The 17,253-nt window shown below is 32.8% G+C and carries 16 protein-coding genes and 1 other RNA gene; 3 read left to right on the top strand and 14 right to left on the bottom strand.

What is annotated here, in order from left to right; all coding sequences use genetic code 11:
- Nucleotides 1–157: 157 nt before the first annotated feature.
- The 13 genes from J4T76_RS10880 to thrS form a co-directional block, all read right to left on the bottom strand.
- Nucleotides 158–2,251: a capsular polysaccharide biosynthesis protein gene (locus J4T76_RS10880; RefSeq protein WP_267341700.1), complete on the bottom strand. Its 2,094-nt coding sequence runs from the start codon at nucleotides 2,249–2,251 to the stop codon at nucleotides 158–160.
- Between the two features lie 17 nt (nucleotides 2,252–2,268).
- The gene (locus J4T76_RS10875; protein WP_267341701.1) at nucleotides 2,269–2,928 is read right to left on the bottom strand and encodes an ABC transporter ATP-binding protein; all 660 of its coding nucleotides are present in this window, start codon (nucleotides 2,926–2,928) and stop codon (nucleotides 2,269–2,271) included.
- A complete protein-coding gene (locus tag J4T76_RS10870) occupies nucleotides 2,925–3,731 on the bottom strand; it encodes an ABC transporter permease (RefSeq protein WP_267341702.1) in 807 nt (268 codons plus the stop codon). Before J4T76_RS10870 ends, J4T76_RS10875 begins: the two co-directional genes overlap by 4 nt.
- Nucleotides 3,731–4,630, bottom strand: a complete 900-nt coding sequence (locus tag J4T76_RS10865) for a hypothetical protein (RefSeq protein ID WP_267341703.1) — start codon at nucleotides 4,628–4,630, stop codon at nucleotides 3,731–3,733. Before J4T76_RS10865 ends, J4T76_RS10870 begins: the two co-directional genes overlap by 1 nt.
- Before the next feature lie 28 nt (nucleotides 4,631–4,658).
- On the bottom strand, nucleotides 4,659–5,798 hold the full coding sequence (locus tag J4T76_RS10860) for a polysaccharide biosynthesis/export family protein (protein WP_267341704.1): 1,140 nt from the start codon (nucleotides 5,796–5,798) through the stop codon (nucleotides 4,659–4,661).
- Between the two features lie 98 nt (nucleotides 5,799–5,896).
- Nucleotides 5,897–5,992: signal recognition particle sRNA small type (gene ffs / locus J4T76_RS10855), an RNA gene on the bottom strand.
- 152 nt (nucleotides 5,993–6,144) lie between these two features.
- On the bottom strand, nucleotides 6,145–6,438 hold the full coding sequence (locus J4T76_RS10850) for an integration host factor subunit alpha (RefSeq protein WP_267341705.1): 294 nt from the start codon (nucleotides 6,436–6,438) through the stop codon (nucleotides 6,145–6,147).
- 5 nt (nucleotides 6,439–6,443) lie between these two features.
- Complete coding sequence (gene pheT, locus J4T76_RS10845; protein WP_267356185.1) at nucleotides 6,444–8,831, bottom strand: phenylalanine--tRNA ligase subunit beta; 2,388 nt, start codon at nucleotides 8,829–8,831, stop codon at nucleotides 6,444–6,446.
- Between the two features lie 16 nt (nucleotides 8,832–8,847).
- Nucleotides 8,848–9,831 (bottom strand): phenylalanine--tRNA ligase subunit alpha, encoded by a 984-nt coding sequence (pheS, locus tag J4T76_RS10840; protein ID WP_267341707.1) that lies wholly within the window; start codon nucleotides 9,829–9,831, stop codon nucleotides 8,848–8,850.
- A 207-nt stretch (nucleotides 9,832–10,038) separates the two neighbouring features.
- Complete coding sequence (rplT, locus tag J4T76_RS10835) at nucleotides 10,039–10,395, bottom strand: 50S ribosomal protein L20 (protein ID WP_267341708.1); 357 nt, start codon at nucleotides 10,393–10,395, stop codon at nucleotides 10,039–10,041.
- A 32-nt stretch (nucleotides 10,396–10,427) separates the two neighbouring features.
- Entirely contained in the window at nucleotides 10,428–10,625 is a 198-nt protein-coding gene (gene rpmI, locus J4T76_RS10830) for a 50S ribosomal protein L35 (RefSeq protein ID WP_034945602.1), read from the bottom strand.
- Between the two features lie 84 nt (nucleotides 10,626–10,709).
- Nucleotides 10,710–11,249, bottom strand: coding sequence for a translation initiation factor IF-3 (gene infC, locus J4T76_RS10825; protein ID WP_416380218.1), 540 nt, complete (start codon nucleotides 11,247–11,249; stop codon nucleotides 10,710–10,712).
- A 27-nt stretch (nucleotides 11,250–11,276) separates the two neighbouring features.
- The gene (gene thrS / locus J4T76_RS10820) at nucleotides 11,277–13,202 is read right to left on the bottom strand and encodes a threonine--tRNA ligase (RefSeq protein WP_267341710.1); all 1,926 of its coding nucleotides are present in this window, start codon (nucleotides 13,200–13,202) and stop codon (nucleotides 11,277–11,279) included.
- Between the two features lie 263 nt (nucleotides 13,203–13,465).
- On the opposite strand from thrS, the gene J4T76_RS10815 reads away from it, so the two are divergent.
- Complete coding sequence (locus tag J4T76_RS10815) at nucleotides 13,466–13,915, top strand: YaiI/YqxD family protein (protein ID WP_267341711.1); 450 nt, start codon at nucleotides 13,466–13,468, stop codon at nucleotides 13,913–13,915.
- A gap of 47 nt (nucleotides 13,916–13,962) precedes the next feature.
- Here the strand turns inward: J4T76_RS10815 and recO are convergent, their stop codons facing one another.
- Complete coding sequence (gene recO, locus J4T76_RS10810) at nucleotides 13,963–14,655, bottom strand: DNA repair protein RecO (RefSeq protein ID WP_267356186.1); 693 nt, start codon at nucleotides 14,653–14,655, stop codon at nucleotides 13,963–13,965.
- A 153-nt stretch (nucleotides 14,656–14,808) separates the two neighbouring features.
- Here recO and J4T76_RS10805 point away from each other — a divergent pair, with 153 nt between their 5' ends.
- Together J4T76_RS10805 and ubiT are read left to right on the top strand one after the other, a co-directional pair.
- On the top strand, nucleotides 14,809–16,437 hold the full coding sequence (locus J4T76_RS10805; RefSeq protein WP_267341714.1) for a Na+/H+ antiporter: 1,629 nt from the start codon (nucleotides 14,809–14,811) through the stop codon (nucleotides 16,435–16,437).
- The gene (gene ubiT, locus J4T76_RS10800; protein ID WP_267341715.1) at nucleotides 16,438–16,944 is read left to right on the top strand and encodes a ubiquinone anaerobic biosynthesis accessory factor UbiT; all 507 of its coding nucleotides are present in this window, start codon (nucleotides 16,438–16,440) and stop codon (nucleotides 16,942–16,944) included. It begins immediately after the preceding gene.
- The last annotated feature ends 309 nt before the right edge of the window (nucleotides 16,945–17,253 follow it).

The following is a 17,253-nucleotide window of genomic DNA, read 5'->3' as shown; positions in this document are numbered from 1 at the left end:
CATTAAAGATAAATTTTATTTAAATATTTTATATCTATAAATCAATACTTTAAAAAATACAAAATTGATTAAATATGTAAGCAAAAAGATAGTTAAGTAAATTTTTCGTAATCTCATTAATTAAAAACTTACGATATCTTAGATATAGTGTAAAAAATTACTTTTTATGAGACTTTATATTAATAAAAAGAGTTATAATTTGCTTGATTTTATATAATTGTTTTTTTAACCAACATTGGTTGATAGATGGTGAGTTTTTCGTTCTCTCATTATTGAAGTAATTAATTAATGTTTCAGGATCTGTAAAATGCAGAGTTTTAGGATGAATGTATATCGAATATTCATACATAACAATATAAATTAATTCATCTAAAGATAAAATTCGATGCCTAAAAGGACTCGGATATAAGTCTGTAGTCAATCCCCAACCAGAATAAAAGGGTTGTCCATAGCAAACAACTTTTTTATGACGTATTAATGCTTCAAAACCAGCTAATGATGTGATTGTATGAATTTCGTCAACCTGTTCAATACAATCAATAATATTAACAAATTCAATAATATCATTGACATATTTTATCAATTCCGACTTATCTATCTTCCCTATTCTGTTACCACTTAACACATCAGGATGAGGTTTATAAATAATATAAGCGTCAGGATTTTTTTTTCTGACAACTTGAACGAGTTCTAAATTGGTTTTGATGATAGGCGAGCCGTATAATATTGACGCATCATCTTCAACTTGACCGGGTATCAATATAATTTTTCTCATTTCATCAACAGGTCTGATATTTTTTTCACTACCAATATTATATTTGCTTAGTTTTGTTACATTCAGTAATTGTCGCAATGAATTAGCTTTTTCTTGCTCTTTTTGGGTCACTACTCTAGTGGCTAAAAGTGACTCCAATTCGCTAATTGTTTGCGAGTTAAAATAAATACCTAACTCATCTATTACTAGCGAATATGGCATTACCAAATTAGACCCTAATCCTATTGATCGAATAAAACCATCTTCAATACGCAGAATACGTAATTTTGCTTTCTGAATCGTGGGGATAATATTTTCTTTACCTTGCCCCCAGATTAATATTTTTTGGGATTTCACTTTATGCATTAATTTGTTGTCATTTACAATTTTTCTAAACTTATTTATAGAACAAAAATGACTTTTAATAGAAGGAAGATTCAGATATGGCTGTAATGCGTGTTTCTTCCAGAATGAAAAACCAACGAGTTTAACTGTACCACGAAGTTTATTATTTAATTTTTTTATTTTGACCAAATAATCAATAACGTCGAAAATGGTTCCTTTTTTACCTGTATTAGGATTTATATATTGGCAATATAAAATGTAACTTGCTGCAAACAATTCGATGATAGTCGCCTCGGTTCTTCTATCATTATTTTTTAAACTTTTTATATTTTTATGACGATCATCTGTTAATCCCCATCCAGCATACCATGGTAATCCAAACGTAATAACTTCTTTACCTAATAAAAGAGCTTCAAAACCCATGTGAGAGGTAACTACATAAACTTTATCAATCTGCTTCAGTAATGAAATAGGATTAATATCATCAGTAAGCAGAATTACTGTGTCTTTAATAAAATTACTTGTTAAAAAACCTTTTTTATAACCATTAATTACATCTGTATGTGCTTTAACATATACAGTTGCCGTTGGATTTTCCTTTAATGCCTCATCTAACATTTCACGAAAAGTTTGCGGATCTGCACCGCCGTAATTAACAGACATATCTCCAACTGTTTGATCAATCACCAATACCTTTTTATTTTCAACATGAAGTTCATTATCATTAAAACCAATAAAATCTGGCGCATGATTATATTTTGTTATTTCGTTGTCAATGATTAATTTTATCGCTTGCGTTGCATCATTCAAATGTAAAACTAAACGGCTTTTATCTTTTATCAAACTCTCTAATTCTGATGGAGAACGAGCATCATAATAAATGCCTATATTATCTGCTATGAGTGAAAGTGGAAAATAACCATCTAATCCCAAGCCAACAGATCGTAAAAATCCATCTTCAAGTGAAATAAATGGCAGTTTATTTTCTGTAGCATATTTTCGTGCTTTCTTTGTGGTAGTACGAAATCCCCATCCAGCAATTGCATTAGCTTCTTTTTTTCTATTTTTATAGATAAATAATAAATCAGGGAAAAAATGATGAATGTGTTTAATTCTGAAAATTTTTTTTGAAAAAATAGCAACTTTTTGCATAAAAGATTAAATGACTTTTATGTTAAACGTTGTTGCTTAGTGTGATATTGATGAGCTTGATCGATAGTGTCAAATTGATGTAAATGCCCTTCCTCTAAAACCATTGCTTTATCACAGTAACTTTTGATAGCGTTCATATTATGTGACACCAAAATTAAAGAACGATCTTTCTTATTTTCAAATAATTCTTTTTTACATTTTTGTGTAAATCTAGAATCCCCTACAACTATGACTTCATCGATAAGGTAACAATCAAACTCTATTGATAATGATAAAGCAAAAGCTAAACGCGCTTTCATGCCTGATGAGTATTTTTTAATAGGTTCATATAAATAATCACCTAGTTCGGCAAAATCTTCAACATATTCTTTAGTCTTTTTTATATCAGTCTGATAAATCCTACATATAAACCGTAGATTATCCATACCTGTCAAACTACCCTGAAAAGCCCCTGTAAAAGCCAAAGGCCATGAAATAGTCATACTTCGTTTAATGGTTCCTGAGGTTGGTTTTTCAATTTGACTTATAAGTCTTATTAATGTTGATTTACCTGCCCCATTACGACCTAATATTCCAAGTTTTTCTCCTCGATGTAGAGTAAAACTAATATTATCTAGAACGGTTTTATAACCTTTTCTTGTAGTGTATTTTTTACAAACATTGTCTACTATGATCATGACCCTTCCTCAAGTATATGGTTTTCATTAATTTTAACCATAGCCAATCCAATAAATAATAGAACTATATTGCTCAAAATTAAATAACTTATACTTTCATGAGTGGTGACAGATGATCCAAAATATCCAAAACGGAACATTTCAGTTCCATGAACAGGAGGCAAAAAAAGTAACAAACTTTGAATTTCATTAGGAAAAGTATCAACCCAAAAAAAAGCCCCCGAAAAAGGAATTAAAATAAAACTTAATGTTCCCCATATTTTATCAAAAGATTCAAATCGAGCAGATAAAACAAAAATTACTAATCCAAGTCCTAGAGAAAACCAACACATTAGTCCCCACGCACATAGCATATAAAATGGATCATTCGGTATAGATATTAGCCCCAAAAAAATAAATATTATCATCACAAAAATTTGAGCTGCGCTTGCACCTATCATTTCCAGAAAAATACGCGCATATACAACGTCCAAAATACGTATATTATGATGATAGAGTAATGCTTGATTAGCTTTAACTGCACCCTTAGCCCGAGATGAGCTATTACGCCACATCATAACTATTGGATAACCTGTCAATACAAATGCAATGATATTAAGATTAGAAACGGCGTCTACTTTGAAAAAGTACCATATCAAGCTTATCAATAAAGTCAATGACATGGGTTCAACGAATAACCATAAAAAACCAATATTATTACGACCATATCGTGTAATAATTTCTCTTAATATTAAAGCTTTTATTACATTAACTTGTATTATTAATGAGCGTAAAAAATGAGTTTTAGAAATTAATTCACTCATCAATCTTTATGCTCCCTTATCCCTGCTAACATTAAATTAAATATACCGTATATAATCAGGCATATAATAAAAGTTGTGATGATATTATAGATTCGTGAAGGTTTAAATGAGACATCTGAAACACTAGGTTGCTCTATACGTTCTAAATAAAGCTGTTTCTTCGTTATCTCCACTTGAGCATTACGCAAAGATAATGTAGCAGCTTCAAATTGCTGTTTTGCAACAGTGTTATTTATAAGAATTTGTTGATATTCAGCCAGATTAGCATCTTTATTTTTATTTTTTTGAAACTCAGTAAGTGCTTGAGCTTCTTTTTTCATTTGTAATTCGGCATTTTTTAGCTCGGCTAAAGATGCTGTAATAAGATCTTGTTTGGCCCGCAAATTTATCTGATTAACAAATCCTTCCGCTTGTTTTAATAAATTTTCATTTATATCAAAAGCATCTTGCATATCGAATGCATTAACACTAATTGTAGCAATACCTGTAGAAATATCAAAATTGACATTTATCATATCACTCATATAACGATAAAAGTATTCTTTTTTATCCATAAAATCAAGGTTGAATCCATTAAAACGAGCAATGATATCCCCTTTTTGGGTATACCATTGTTTAACGGGTAACAATTGTTCAATAGAAGACAATGCATCTCTAGACTTTATATATGAAAGAACAACATAGGAATCATCATTTGAACGGGAAAGACCAACTTTTGAAAAAAAACTTCCTAATCCTCCTAATGAGGATTGAGTATTTGATGATCGTATAATATAGGTTGCTTCTGATGTATATATATTTTCTGCTATCAATCCAAAATATATCATTGACATTAAAGTCGGTAATGTAACAAGTAAATGCAGCAACCATCTTTTTTTTAACTTTATTAATAAAAACATAGTAGTATCAAGCCTATCAATTAATAGTTTATTCTGTAACTTGGCTAACTTGATTAATCATCCCTACACCAGGTGAAAATACAGCATATAAGAATTTTTGTAGTTCAATAATAGGTGCAGATGCAACGTAAACAATATCATTATTTTGAATTTGAAAATTTTTCATTATGAAAAATGAATTAGGATTAGTTAAGTCTATTTGAAAAACGGTTGGAATCGTTTCTTTCTTATCATTGACTAATAAGTTATCTTGATATCTAAATACAAACACACCCTTTGCATTTGCCTTATTGTCATTTAAACCACCAATGCGACCGAGTGCTTGAGATAAATTAATTCCTACAGCTTCAAAAGCTACTTCTTTAGTTGCTCCTGTGGCACCCATTGAAATAAAAGAGCTTGGCTTATTAACTAATGTAATTACATCATTCTGTTGAAGTTGAATATTAAATTGAGGATTGGATAAAATTAAACTTAAGGGGATTTGGCTATTTTTTTTATTTCTAGTAACTTGTATTAATGTATCTTTAATATCGTACATATTGTTACCTAACATGGCAACAGCATCTAGTAATTGCTCTCCCTTAGCTGTAAGGGTCATTTTTCCACTAAACTTGTCCCCAATAACAGTAACTGTTGACGATCTTTTTTCTAACACAGTAATAATGATTTGGGGTCTATTAGCAATACCTGATAGTTTTTCGACTATCTCATTTTGTACTTGCGAAGGATTTTTATCATCAACTTTTAGAACTCCTACAAATGGTAATGAAATAAGTCCCTTTGAATCAACAGTTACTATTGGCAAATCCGTCAAACCAGTTCTTGGTGCACCTGTATCACTTGAACCTGTAAATAATATTGCCGGTGGAGTTTCAATAATTGAGATTTTTAGACTATCCCCTTTTCCGATTCGATCAACTTGTTGAACTTGATTTGTTGTTTCATTGATAAATTTTATAGGGATTTTGGATGAGTTAATATCTTTAGTAAAATTGATTGAATCATTTAGATCGACTAAGTTAACTTTACTATAAATGTCATCTCTTTTGGAATCCTGCTTATTTATATTTTTTATTGAAGAAAAGCTGGGTCCAGAATGCGGTAAAACTGAACAACCACTCAAAAATATGGCTAGTGCTATTGGAAGAAGAGACGGTAATTTCAAAATAAATTTCCTTATGCATCATTTCTTATATTTCTTATTTTTATTATTTTTTATTATAAAACAGATAATTTTAGTATAAAAGTATTTTGTGGTGGAGACCCTATCAGCCACATCTCACACACATATTTTTTACTTTGGCTGCTTCCTTCCGGACCTGACCTGATGAGCAAAAAAATGTTGCAAGAGGACCCATAGAGCCTCCATAGGAAAGATTATATTATGCTTTAATTATGAAATTATTTCAATTATTATTTTGTTATACCATATCCAACCGACCTTTCCTTAATCTAAATTTCAAAGAAAGGCGATTGTAATAAGAGTATAGAATTTAATCCTACATAATAAACTATAGTGCTAAATTCTTTTCTACTCGCTCTCTAAATTTAATACCTGGTCTAAATGTAACAACTCGACGAGCTGAAATATCCACACTTTCACCAGTTTTAGGATTACGACCAGGGCGTGAATTTTTATCACGTATAGCAAAATTACCAAATCCAGATAATTTCACTGGTTCCCCTTTTTCTAAAGCCACTCGAATCTCTTCAAAAAAAAGTTCAACAAGGACTTTAGCTTCTTGACGATCAATATTAAATTTTTCGGTAAGACGATCTGCAATATCAGCTTTAGTTAATGTCATAGTTATTATTCTCTTAATAGGGCTTTAAAACGATTTTGTAAGGCAGTAACACACTTGCTTACAATGTTTGTTATATCTTCTTCTTCAAGTGTACGTGATTTGTCTTGTAAAATCAAACTGATAGCGAGACTTTTTTGATCTACATCGATGTTATCACCTTGATAGACATCAAATAGATTAACTTTCACAAGTTGCTCCCCTCCAGCTTGTTTACACACTGAAATAATTTCTGCTGCTGGAATTGTATTTGAAACAATAATCGCTATATCTCGTTTGTTTGACGGATATTTTGAAAGGTCTTTGGCAACAGGCACCTTTTTAAAGTTAATTTTAGCTAAATTTATTTCAAAAACAAGCGTTTTACTATTTAAAGATAATTTTTTTTCGATTTCTGGATGCAACACACCCAAATAACCAATAACCTCTTCATTTAGATTGATTGCTGCACTTTGTCCTGGATGTAAAGCTGGTAATTCTGCTCTGTTAAATTGGACTTGTTCATCACAACCTAAGAGTGAGAAAATTGCTTCAAGGTCCCCTTTTAGATCATAATAATCAACGCTCTTTTTAGGTAATTGCCAATGGTCTTCATATAAATTACCAGTAATAATCCCAGAAAGCATCAATTCTTGACGTACACCGAACTCACATTTTTCATCTGGTATAAAACATAAGCCTGTTTCAAATAGTCGTATGCGAGATTGTTGTCGATTTTGGTTATAGAGTACTGCATTTAATAATCCTGACCACAGTGATAAACGCATCGCAGACATTTCACTGGAAATTGGATTTGGTAGAGTAATTGCCGTTTCATTCGGATGAAGAATGTGCTGAATTTTAGGATCAACAAAACTATAGGTTACAGCCTCTTGATAACCACGATCAACCAATAACTCTTTTATCCGGCGTAATGATATATTACTTTCAGGTTTTGGTTGCATCACAGATTCAATTTTCATATTTGCATTCGGAATGTTGTTATATCCATAAACGCGAGCAACTTCTTCAACTAAATCTTCTTCAATTTGTAAATCAAAACGCCAGCTAGGTGATTTAACGATCCAAATATCGTCTTGATAGTCTACTTCACAACCAAGTCGAACTAAAATATCCGTTATTTTTTGTGTTTCAATTGTATAACCTATGATTCGATCAATTCTGTTACGGCGTAACTTTATGGTAGCTTGTGAAGGTAATCCACTTTGATTTGTAACTTCAATAACTGGTCCAACCTCCCCTTTACAAATATCAACTAATAATTGCGTCGCTCTTTCCATTGCTACAAATTGTAATTCTGGATCCACACCTCGTTCATAGCGGTGAGAAGCCTCGGTATGTAGACCATATTCTCGAGCTTTACCGGCAATTGCTAATGGTGCAAAATAAGCGGACTCAAGAAAAATATTTTTTGTGGATTGTATTACACTTGATTTCTCACCGCCCATAATTCCTGCAATTGCTAATACTTTATTATGATCAGCAATAACTAAAGTTTTATCATTCAATTTAACTTCATTGCCATTAAGTAATGTGATTTCTTCGTCTTGATGAGCATAACGAACAATAATGCCTTTTTCAATTTGGTCTAAATCAAACGCATGCATTGGGTGACCAAGTTCTAGTAATACATAATTAGTAATATCGACAACGGCATCAACTGAACGGATTCCACCACGACGCAACTTTTCTTTCATCCATAATGGCGTAGTGGCATGGATATTGATGTTTTTGATCACTCTTCCTAAGTAGCGAGGGGCTGCTTTTGGAACATCTATTTGAATTGAGACGGTATCAGAAATTGACGCAGGTACCTTTTCTACTTTAAGCTCCTTCATTGGTATATTGTTTACAGCTGAGATATCTCTAGCAACACCAACAATACCAAAACAATCGGCACGATTTGGTGTAACACTTATATCAATCATCACATCGTTAAGATTTAAATACTCTCGAATATCTTCTCCTAACGGTGCATTATTAGGTAATTCAATAATACCATTATGATCATCAGCAATACCTAATTCAGAATAAGAGCACAACATTCCTTCTGAAGGTTCACCACGGAGTTTTGCAGATTTGATTCTGAAATCTCCTGGTAAAACAGCCCCAACAGTTGCGCAAGCAACCATTAAACCTTGACGGCAATTTGGTGCACCACAAACAATATCAAGTAATTCATCTTTACCAATGTCCACTTTAGTTACACGAAGTTTATCTGCATTAGGATGTTGTGTACATTCAACAACTTTTCCTATTACAACGCCAGTAAAATCCCCTGCAACCTTTTCCATGTCATCAACTTCTAAACCAGCCATCGTTAATTGGTCGGCTAGCATTTTGCTACTAATTTCTGGATTGATCCATTCACGTAGCCAACTTTCACTAAATTTCATGTTTTGATCTCCAGAATTAATTAAATTGCTTTAAAAAACGTAAATCGTTTTCAAAGAAAGAACGCAAATCAGTGACACCGTAACGTAACATTGTTAATCTTTCAATTCCCATGCCAAAGGCAAAACCACTATAAACTTCAGGATCAATACCAACATTACGCAATACATTTGGATGAACCATTCCACATCCAAGTACTTCCAACCATTTACCATTTTTAGCTTTAATATCAACTTCTGCAGAAGGTTCAGTAAATGGGAAATAGGCTGGTCTAAATCTTATTTCCATATTATCTTCAAAAAAGCAATGAAGAAAATCATGTAACAAACCTTTTAAATGGGTAAAACTAATTTCTTTATCAACTAATAATCCTTCCATTTGATGGAACATTGGAGTATGAGTCTGATCATAATCATTACGGTAGGTTCTACCTGGAGCAATGATTCGTATTGGCGGTTTTTGATTTTCCATAGTTCGAATTTGAACAGTTGAAGTTTGAGTACGTAATAAACGTTTTGCATCAAACCAGAATGTATCATGATCAGCACGAGCAGGATGGTGAGCAGGAATATTTAATGCATCAAAGTTATGATAATCATCTTCTATTTCTGGTCCAGTTTCAACAGCAAAGCCTAGTTCTCCAAAAAAATCAACTAACCGATTGATTGTTTTTGTCACTGGATGTAATCCACCCAACTCAAGTGATTTACCTGGTAAGGTAATATCAATTGTCTCATTTGCAAGTTTTGCGTCTAGGATTTGACGCTCTAAAAGATTGCGTTTTTGATTTAATATTTCGACAACTTCTTGTTTTGCATCATTTATTTTTTGACCTACTGCTGGGCGTTCTTCGGCAGGAACATCACGTAAAGAAGCCATCTGCAATGTAAAATAGCCTTTTTTACCAAAATATTCCACTCTGATCTGTTCGATCGTATTAATGTCGTTAGCATTTTCAATAGCGGATTTGGCATTGCTTACCAGTTCAACTAATTGAGACATACAGTTCTCCTGCTTATTGTTCATTACATAAAAAAAGCCTCTCCTGAGGCTTTTATAATTATTTTTCGTTTTTCCTTTGCCTCACGAAAGAATATTTTTAATGACGCTAAAAAAGAAACGAAAAACAACTAATTTCATAATTACTTAACTCTTAAATCATATTGTCGATAAAATGATAAAAGCCGAGATAACTCGGCTCTTATAAAGCTATTTTAATGCAGCTTTTGCTTTTTCAACCAATGCAGCAAATGCATTTTTGTCAAATACAGCAATATCAGCAAGGATTTTACGATCAATTTCAATTGAAGCTTTCTTTAATCCATTGATAAAACGGCTATAAGAAAGACCACATTGACGAGCAGCAGCATTAATACGAACAATCCATAATTGACGGAATTGACGTTTACGCTGACGACGGTCACGGTAAGCATATTGTCCAGCTTTAATTACTGCTTGGAAAGCTACACGATAAACACGTGAACGAGCTCCATAATAACCTTTTGCTTGTTTTAAAATTTTCTTGTGACGTGCACGAGCAATAACACCACGTTTAACACGAGCCATAAACTATATCCTCTAATTAATTAACCAATAAATTAAGCGTATGGAACACACGCAGTAACTAAACCTAAATCGCCTTTTGACACGGTAGTCAAACCGCGTAAATGACGTTTACGCTTAGTTGATTTTTTGGTTAGGATATGGCTTTTGTTCGCTTGCTTATGCTTAAAGCCACCAGAAGCTGTTTTTTTAAAGCGCTTTGCTGCGCCTTTTACAGTTTTAATTTTAGGCATTTTATTAATTTCCACTTCGCATTGTTAATAAAAATAAAATAATGGTGTAATTTTTAGAAAACTAAAAAATAACTTGCAAAACCATTACTTCTTCTTCGGCGCTAACACCATTACCATTTGACGACCTTCAATCTTAGTTGGATAAGATTCAATAATTGCCAAATCAGCTAAGTCTTCCTTAATACGATCAAGCATCTCAGTACCTAACTGTTGGTGAGCCATTTCACGTCCACGAAAACGGAGCGTGACTTTAGCTTTATCGCCATCTTCAAGAAAGCGAATCAGGCTGCGGAGTTTTACCTGATAGTCGCCTTCATCTGTACCAGGTCGGAACTTAATTTCCTTAACCTGAACAACCTTTTGCTTTTTCTTCTGTTCTTTTGTTGCTTTACTCTTTTCATAGAGGAACTTGCCATAATCCATAATTCGACAAACAGGTGGCTCTGCATTAGGGCTTATTTCGACTAAATCTAAAGTTGCTTCTTCCGCTTGTTTTAAAGCTTCTTCTAAGCTTACTATACCGAGCTGCTCACCATCGACGCCGGTTAACCTCACCTCACGAGCAGTAATTTCATCATTGATCTTATGTGCGCGTGTTGACTGAATACGTTTACTGACTTTAATATCTCATTCCTCCAAATTAATTTATCGTTAATCCATCTGTTCCAATGAACGACTATGAATTTCATTAAGCAACAATTCTATAACATGTTTCACTTCAAAGCTACCAAGATCTTTACCTTGACGAGTTCGAACTGAAATTGTTCCTGATTGCATTTCTTTGTCTCCACAAACAAACATATACGGAACACGTTTTAGAGTATGCTCCCGAATTTTAAACCCAATTTTCTCATTTCTCAAGTCCGCTTTTGCTCTAATTCCAACTTTTTGCAATTGCTCGGTTAATTGTTTAGCATATTCAGCTTGATTATCCGTAATATTTATTACTGCAACTTGCAAAGGAGCAAGCCATGTTGGGAAAAAACCTGCACAATTTTCGGTCAATATTCCCATGAAACGCTCCATGGAACCTAAAATTGCTCTATGGATCATTACTGGTGTATGACGTTCGTTATCTTCACCAACGTAGGTCGCATCTAGACGCTCAGGTAGCATAAAATCAAGCTGAACTGTACCACATTGCCACGCTCGCCCTAAACAATCATGTAAAGTAAATTCAATCTTTGGTCCATAAAATGCACCTTCGCCAGGTAAATATTCAAATTCAATACCATTTTCAGTTAAACATTCCGCTAAATCTTTTTCAGCTAAATCCCATGTTTCATCTTTACCAATACGTTTTTCTGGGCGAGTTGATAATTTCACAGTAATATCTATAAAACCAAAGGTACGGTAAGTATCATAAACCATTTTAATACAACTATTTACCTCACCTCGAATTTGCTCTTCCGTGCAGAATATGTGCGCATCATCTTGGGTAAAGCCACGAACTCGCATTAGACCATGTAGTGAACCAGAAGGTTCATTACGATGGCAACTACCAAACTCAGCCATACGTAAAGGCAAATCACGATAAGATTTTAGTCCTTGATTAAAAATTTGCACATGACCTGGGCAGTTCATTGGTTTAATACAATATTCACGATTTTCAGATGAAGTAACAAACATTAATTCTTTATAGTTGCCCCAATGACCTGTTTTTTCCCATAATACGCGATCCATCATAAATGGACCTTTTACTTCTTGATAATTATATTCTTTTAGTTTGGTACGAACAAAAACTTCTAGTTCACGAAATATAATCCAACCATCATTATGCCAAAATACCATACCTGGTGCTTCTTCTTGCATATGATAAAGATCTAGTTGTTTACCAATTTTACGGTGATCCCGTTTTGCCGCTTCTTCTAAAAATTGTAAATAACTATCTAGTTGTTTTTTATCCGCCCAAGCTGTGCCATAAATGCGCTGTAACATTTTATTATCACTATTACCACGCCAATAAGCACCAGCGATTTTTTGCAGTTTAAAATGATGACAAAAACGCATATTCGGAACATGCGGTCCTCGGCACATATCAATATATTCTTCATGATGATAAAGAGCTGGTGTTGAATCCTTAGAAATATTTTCGTCTAAAATGGCAATTTTATATGGTTCACGACGTTCCCAAAATACTTCTCTAGCGCGTTCCCAGCTTACAACTTCCTTTTTTACTTCATAATCTTTTTTTGCTAATTCGTGCATACGTTTTTCTAAAGCATCAAGATCTTCCTGAGTTAAAGAATGGTCTAAATCGATATCGTAATAGAAACCATTGTCAATAGTGGGACCAATCGCCATTTGCGTGTTAGGCCATAATTGTTTAATAGCATGACCTAATAAATGGGCACAAGAGTGACGAATAATCTCTAAACCGTCTTCATCTTTGGCTGTAATAATCGCCAATGTTGCATCCTCATCAATTACATCACAGGCATCTTTACGTTGACCATTTACACGCCCAGCAATACACGCCTTAGCAAGCCCTGCTCCAATACTTTGTGCAACTTCTAGAACAGTCACTGGTTTATCAAATTGACGTTGACTTCCGTCAGGAAGAGTAATAATTGGCATAATAAATCCTTATAACAGTGGTGCGCCACACGAAAGCGCACATGTGTAAATATTGCATATAAAATAATAGATCGCGTATACTACCATTTATCATAAGGATTTCAAATAAAAATAGTAACCTTATTAATATTAATAATGAATCTCTTTCAGTATACTGAAAGAGATAGTTAAAATAAAACTTTTGGACAAAATTTGAATACTAAAACGTTTTAAATGCTTTATGATTCATTACTGTTTAAGTTAAATTATTTATTGATACTATTATGAACATTTGGATCGATGCTGATGCATGCCCTAACCCAATTAAAGAAATTTTATTTCGAAACGCGATTCGTAAATCAATCAATACGAAGTTAATTGCTAATCAATGGTTAAATATTCCCTCTTCACCTTTTATTACTAGATTACTAGTGGAAAATGGCTTTGATAAAGCGGATAACAAAATTGTCGAACTTGTTGAACTCAATGATTTAGTTATTACATCAGATATACCATTAGCATCCGATGTATTAAAGAAAGGTGCTTTTGTTCTTACGCCTAGAGGTGAAATTTATACTTTAGATTCAATTAAAGAGCGACTAGTGATGAGAGATTTTATGGAAACACTGCGAGCAAGTGGAATCCAAACTAAAGGACCTGCTCCATTTTCATATAAGGATCGCGAAAAATTTGCTAATCAACTTAATTTTTTAATTAATAAATTAACTAGATAAAATTATATCAATAATTTAAAAAATTTATCGTTAATCATTTTATAAAGTTATATTTTTAGAAATAATTCTCTACTCTTAAAGGGCTTTGAACCTACGTAAGGTTTTAAAGCCATTCGAGTAAAACGTTTAGCGGCTTTTAATGTATCAGGACTATTAAAAACACGGTTTCCTAAAGCCAATACCTGTTCACCAGTAAAACTGGTATTATTTCTTAATAAACTACTGATAAATCCCTTTTCGGATTGATATTGATAATACATTGATTCAACAATATCATCACCTGTTACGCTACAATGAAAAAAATCTACGTGATAACCTAAATTTTCTAATAATGAAAGTTCAAAAATACGCAGTACATTCTCAGCAGGAATTTGTTGTGCCAGTTGTTGCAAACTTTTTAAATAATCGTCAAAAAGTGTTGGCATATCAGTATCTGCAATTAATACGCGGTGTAATAATTCATTTAAATAAAAAGCGCTATATAATGAAATCGAAACTAGTGGTAAAGTGAGTGACATCGCTTCTACCTGACGCAATATTTTTATATTACCCTTGCCAGAACATTGTACAATTAAAGGGGTAAACGGCTGTAAAAGGCCTTTTAAAGTAGAATTCTTTCGTCGAGCTCCTTTAGCTAAAACGGTTATTTTGCCTCCACTTTCAACAAAAAGATCAACGAATAAACTGCTTTCAGTTTGAGTACGAGTATGCAAAACAAATGCTCTTTGCCAATTTTCCATGCAGAACCTTTATTTAGATTGTTGTTTTTTTGATTAATAATTTTATCTGAACAAAAAAAAAGTAATTTTATGAAATTTAACCTGAAATTATGATAAAAATCCGATATAATCAAATGATAACAATAGGATTATAGGATAAATAAAAGACAAGCTATGGAACTTTTTTCAATAATTTTACTTCTCGTATTAATTGTATCACTTTCTGGTGTCGTTGTTAAAATGTTACCAATTCAAATACCTTTACCGCTAATGCAAATATTATTAGGTTGCATTCTTGCCGCTTTTGGTGTTTACGTAAAATTCGATCCAGAACTCTTTCTTGTTTTATTTATACCTCCCTTACTGTTTGCTGATGGTCGAAAAACATCAGTAAAAGACTTTGTATATAATTTCAGAGAAATTGTTGGATTAGCACTTGTATTGGTGGTTATCTCAATTATCGCTTTAGGTTACATTCTTCATTGGATGTTACCAAATGTCCAATTAGCAGCAGCCTTAGCCCTCGCAGCTGTCTTATCACCTACCGATGCTGTTGCCTTGAGTGGTATTGTTGGTAAAGGTCGTATAGACAAAGAAAAAATGGAAATTATTGAAGGTGAAGCATTAATGAATGACGCTTCTGGTCTAGTTTCTTTGAAGTTTGCGATTGCAATTGCAACAGGACTGCTTGAATTTAATTTATGGCAAATTAGTTTATCTTTTTTTGTCGTTGCTATCGGCGGTTTAGCGGTTGGTGTTTTATTTACTTGGTTATATGCAAGGATTTTACGTAAAATAAATAAGCTTACTAATAATGACCCAGCAATCCAAATCGTATTATTATTCTTACTACCATTTGCGGCTTATATTATTGCTGAAGAATGTCATTGTTCCGGCATTTTAGCAGCTGTAAGTGCCGGTATGACCGTTAATCATTCTGGTATGATGCGTAATGCACCTTTGACAACACGTTTACAATCAGATAGTGCATGGTCAATGTTAACTTTTGTATTTAACGGATTTGTTTTTGTTCTGTTAGGTATTCAACTGCCTAGTATTTTAAATAACACTTTTGCTGAAAATCAAACAGATGCGTCAATTGAGTTATGGCAATTATGCTTTATTGTTTTATTTGTTTTTATCGTGTTAATGGGAACAAGATTTGCTTGGCTTTGGGCGATGAAACAGATGCCAACTATGCCATTTGGGACAAAACGACCTTTAGCATTTAGGTCATATACAAACCGCGATCTATTAATTTCAACTTTCGCTGGTGTTCGTGGAGCAATTACTTTAGCTGGTGTATTATCCATTCCAATGACTATTGCTGGACGATATCAATTGGTCTTTATTGCTACAGGAATTATCTTAATTTCATTGATTGTCGCGGTCGTGATATTACCTATTTTATTACGAGGAAGTGTAATTTTAGATAATTCTAAACAAGACAATGAAATTTTAACTGTGAAAGGACAAATGGCAGAAGAAGCTATTGTTAGTCTTGAAAAAATGCAAAACAATTTACTGCAAGAAACATCTGAAGCGGGTTTAGATCAAGAGATAATCCACGAAGTTGGCTCACGTGTTATTGGTTCATTAAGACGTAGAACAGGTCTTAAAGATTTAGAACAAAAAGCACTAGAAGCTGAGAACCTTGAAAGACGTATGCGCTTGGTTGCAATTGGTGCAGAACGTACAGCATTATTACAAATGAAAATTCGTAATGAAGTAAGTGAAGAAACTTTCGAACATCTAAACACTGATTTAGATATTTATGAGAAAATGATCTCTGGAGATGTGTAAATGATAGAAAGCCAGCATAATTTATTAGGAAAAATACATACAACATTTGTGGATAAAGCACCTCAAGTGTTAGGAATTACCTTACGCTGTATTCCTTTTAATTTAAAAAAACAAGTTATTGAACAATTGTTACAAATACAGTTTAAACATTCACTTGAGGATGGTGATCTTGATTTTTTAGAAAATCGCTGGCTTAAAATTCAAGTTACGGATCTACAATTAGTATGGTTTGTTAGTCTAATCGAGAATAAATTAGTTGTCAGTCGAGAGGAAATTGCTGATGTAAGCTTTATTGGCAATGCGAATGATCTAATAATGATTGCTACTAGACGTCAAGACCCTGATACTCTCTTTTTTCAACGTCGATTAATTGTTGAAGGTGATACTGAGCTTGGTCTCTACGTTAAAAACTTAATGGATTCAATTGAATTAGAATCTATGCCTAAACCGCTCAGAATAACTCTTGAAAAGTTAGCAAACGTAATTGAGAGTGCACCAAAAGAATAAAAATTATCGATTATTCATAATAAAAAAAGGAATGTTATCAATTCATTCCTTTTTTATTTTTCAACCAAATTGATATTCAATTTTAACTAAATTAAATTAAAGCTCTTCATTGTTTTCTATATCCTAATAATAATCTTTCAATTTTAATCTATTTGCATTTTTTATGTGATCTTTCGTATAACACAAAATTTTTTAAATAATAAAATGATCAATTCTAAATGTTGATTCTAACTAAATATTGAGAGATTAATCACAATTAACAAAATATTCATTTCCTATTTAAATCCAGTAGAGCTAAATTGTGAAAAT

It is taken from the genome of Gilliamella sp. B3022, from assembly GCF_028751545.1.
Classification (GTDB): Bacteria; Pseudomonadota; Gammaproteobacteria; order Enterobacterales; family Orbaceae; genus Gilliamella.
Note: the sequence above shows the minus strand (reverse complement) of the source record. Positions and strands in the feature narration are given on the sequence as shown.

Bases quoted from the DNA above. Each gene is read 5' to 3' on its own strand.
- J4T76_RS10865 (WP_267341703.1), bottom strand. From the start codon at position 4,630: ATGTTTTTATTAATAAAGTTAAAAAAAAGATGGTTGCTGCATTTACTT.
- J4T76_RS10850 (WP_267341705.1), bottom strand. From the start codon at position 6,438: ATGACATTAACTAAAGCTGATATTGCAGATCGTCTTACCGAAAAATTT.
- J4T76_RS10875 (WP_267341701.1), bottom strand. From the start codon at position 2,928: ATGATCATAGTAGACAATGTTTGTAAAAAATACACTACAAGAAAAGGT.
- J4T76_RS10805 (WP_267341714.1), top strand. From the start codon at position 14,809: ATGGAACTTTTTTCAATAATTTTACTTCTCGTATTAATTGTATCACTT.
- J4T76_RS10870 (WP_267341702.1), bottom strand. From the start codon at position 3,731: ATGAGTGAATTAATTTCTAAAACTCATTTTTTACGCTCATTAATAATA.
- recO (WP_267356186.1), bottom strand. From the start codon at position 14,655: ATGGAAAATTGGCAAAGAGCATTTGTTTTGCATACTCGTACTCAAACT.
- pheS (WP_267341707.1), bottom strand. From the start codon at position 9,831: ATGTCTCAATTAGTTGAACTGGTAAGCAATGCCAAATCCGCTATTGAA.
- thrS (WP_267341710.1), bottom strand. From the start codon at position 13,202: ATGCCAATTATTACTCTTCCTGACGGAAGTCAACGTCAATTTGATAAA.
- J4T76_RS10880 (WP_267341700.1), bottom strand. From the start codon at position 2,251: ATGCAAAAAGTTGCTATTTTTTCAAAAAAAATTTTCAGAATTAAACAC.
- J4T76_RS10815 (WP_267341711.1), top strand. From the start codon at position 13,466: ATGAACATTTGGATCGATGCTGATGCATGCCCTAACCCAATTAAAGAA.
- rplT (WP_267341708.1), bottom strand. From the start codon at position 10,395: ATGGCTCGTGTTAAACGTGGTGTTATTGCTCGTGCACGTCACAAGAAA.
- pheT (WP_267356185.1), bottom strand. From the start codon at position 8,831: ATGAAATTTAGTGAAAGTTGGCTACGTGAATGGATCAATCCAGAAATT.
- rpmI (WP_034945602.1), bottom strand. From the start codon at position 10,625: ATGCCTAAAATTAAAACTGTAAAAGGCGCAGCAAAGCGCTTTAAAAAA.
- ubiT (WP_267341715.1), top strand. From the start codon at position 16,438: ATGATAGAAAGCCAGCATAATTTATTAGGAAAAATACATACAACATTT.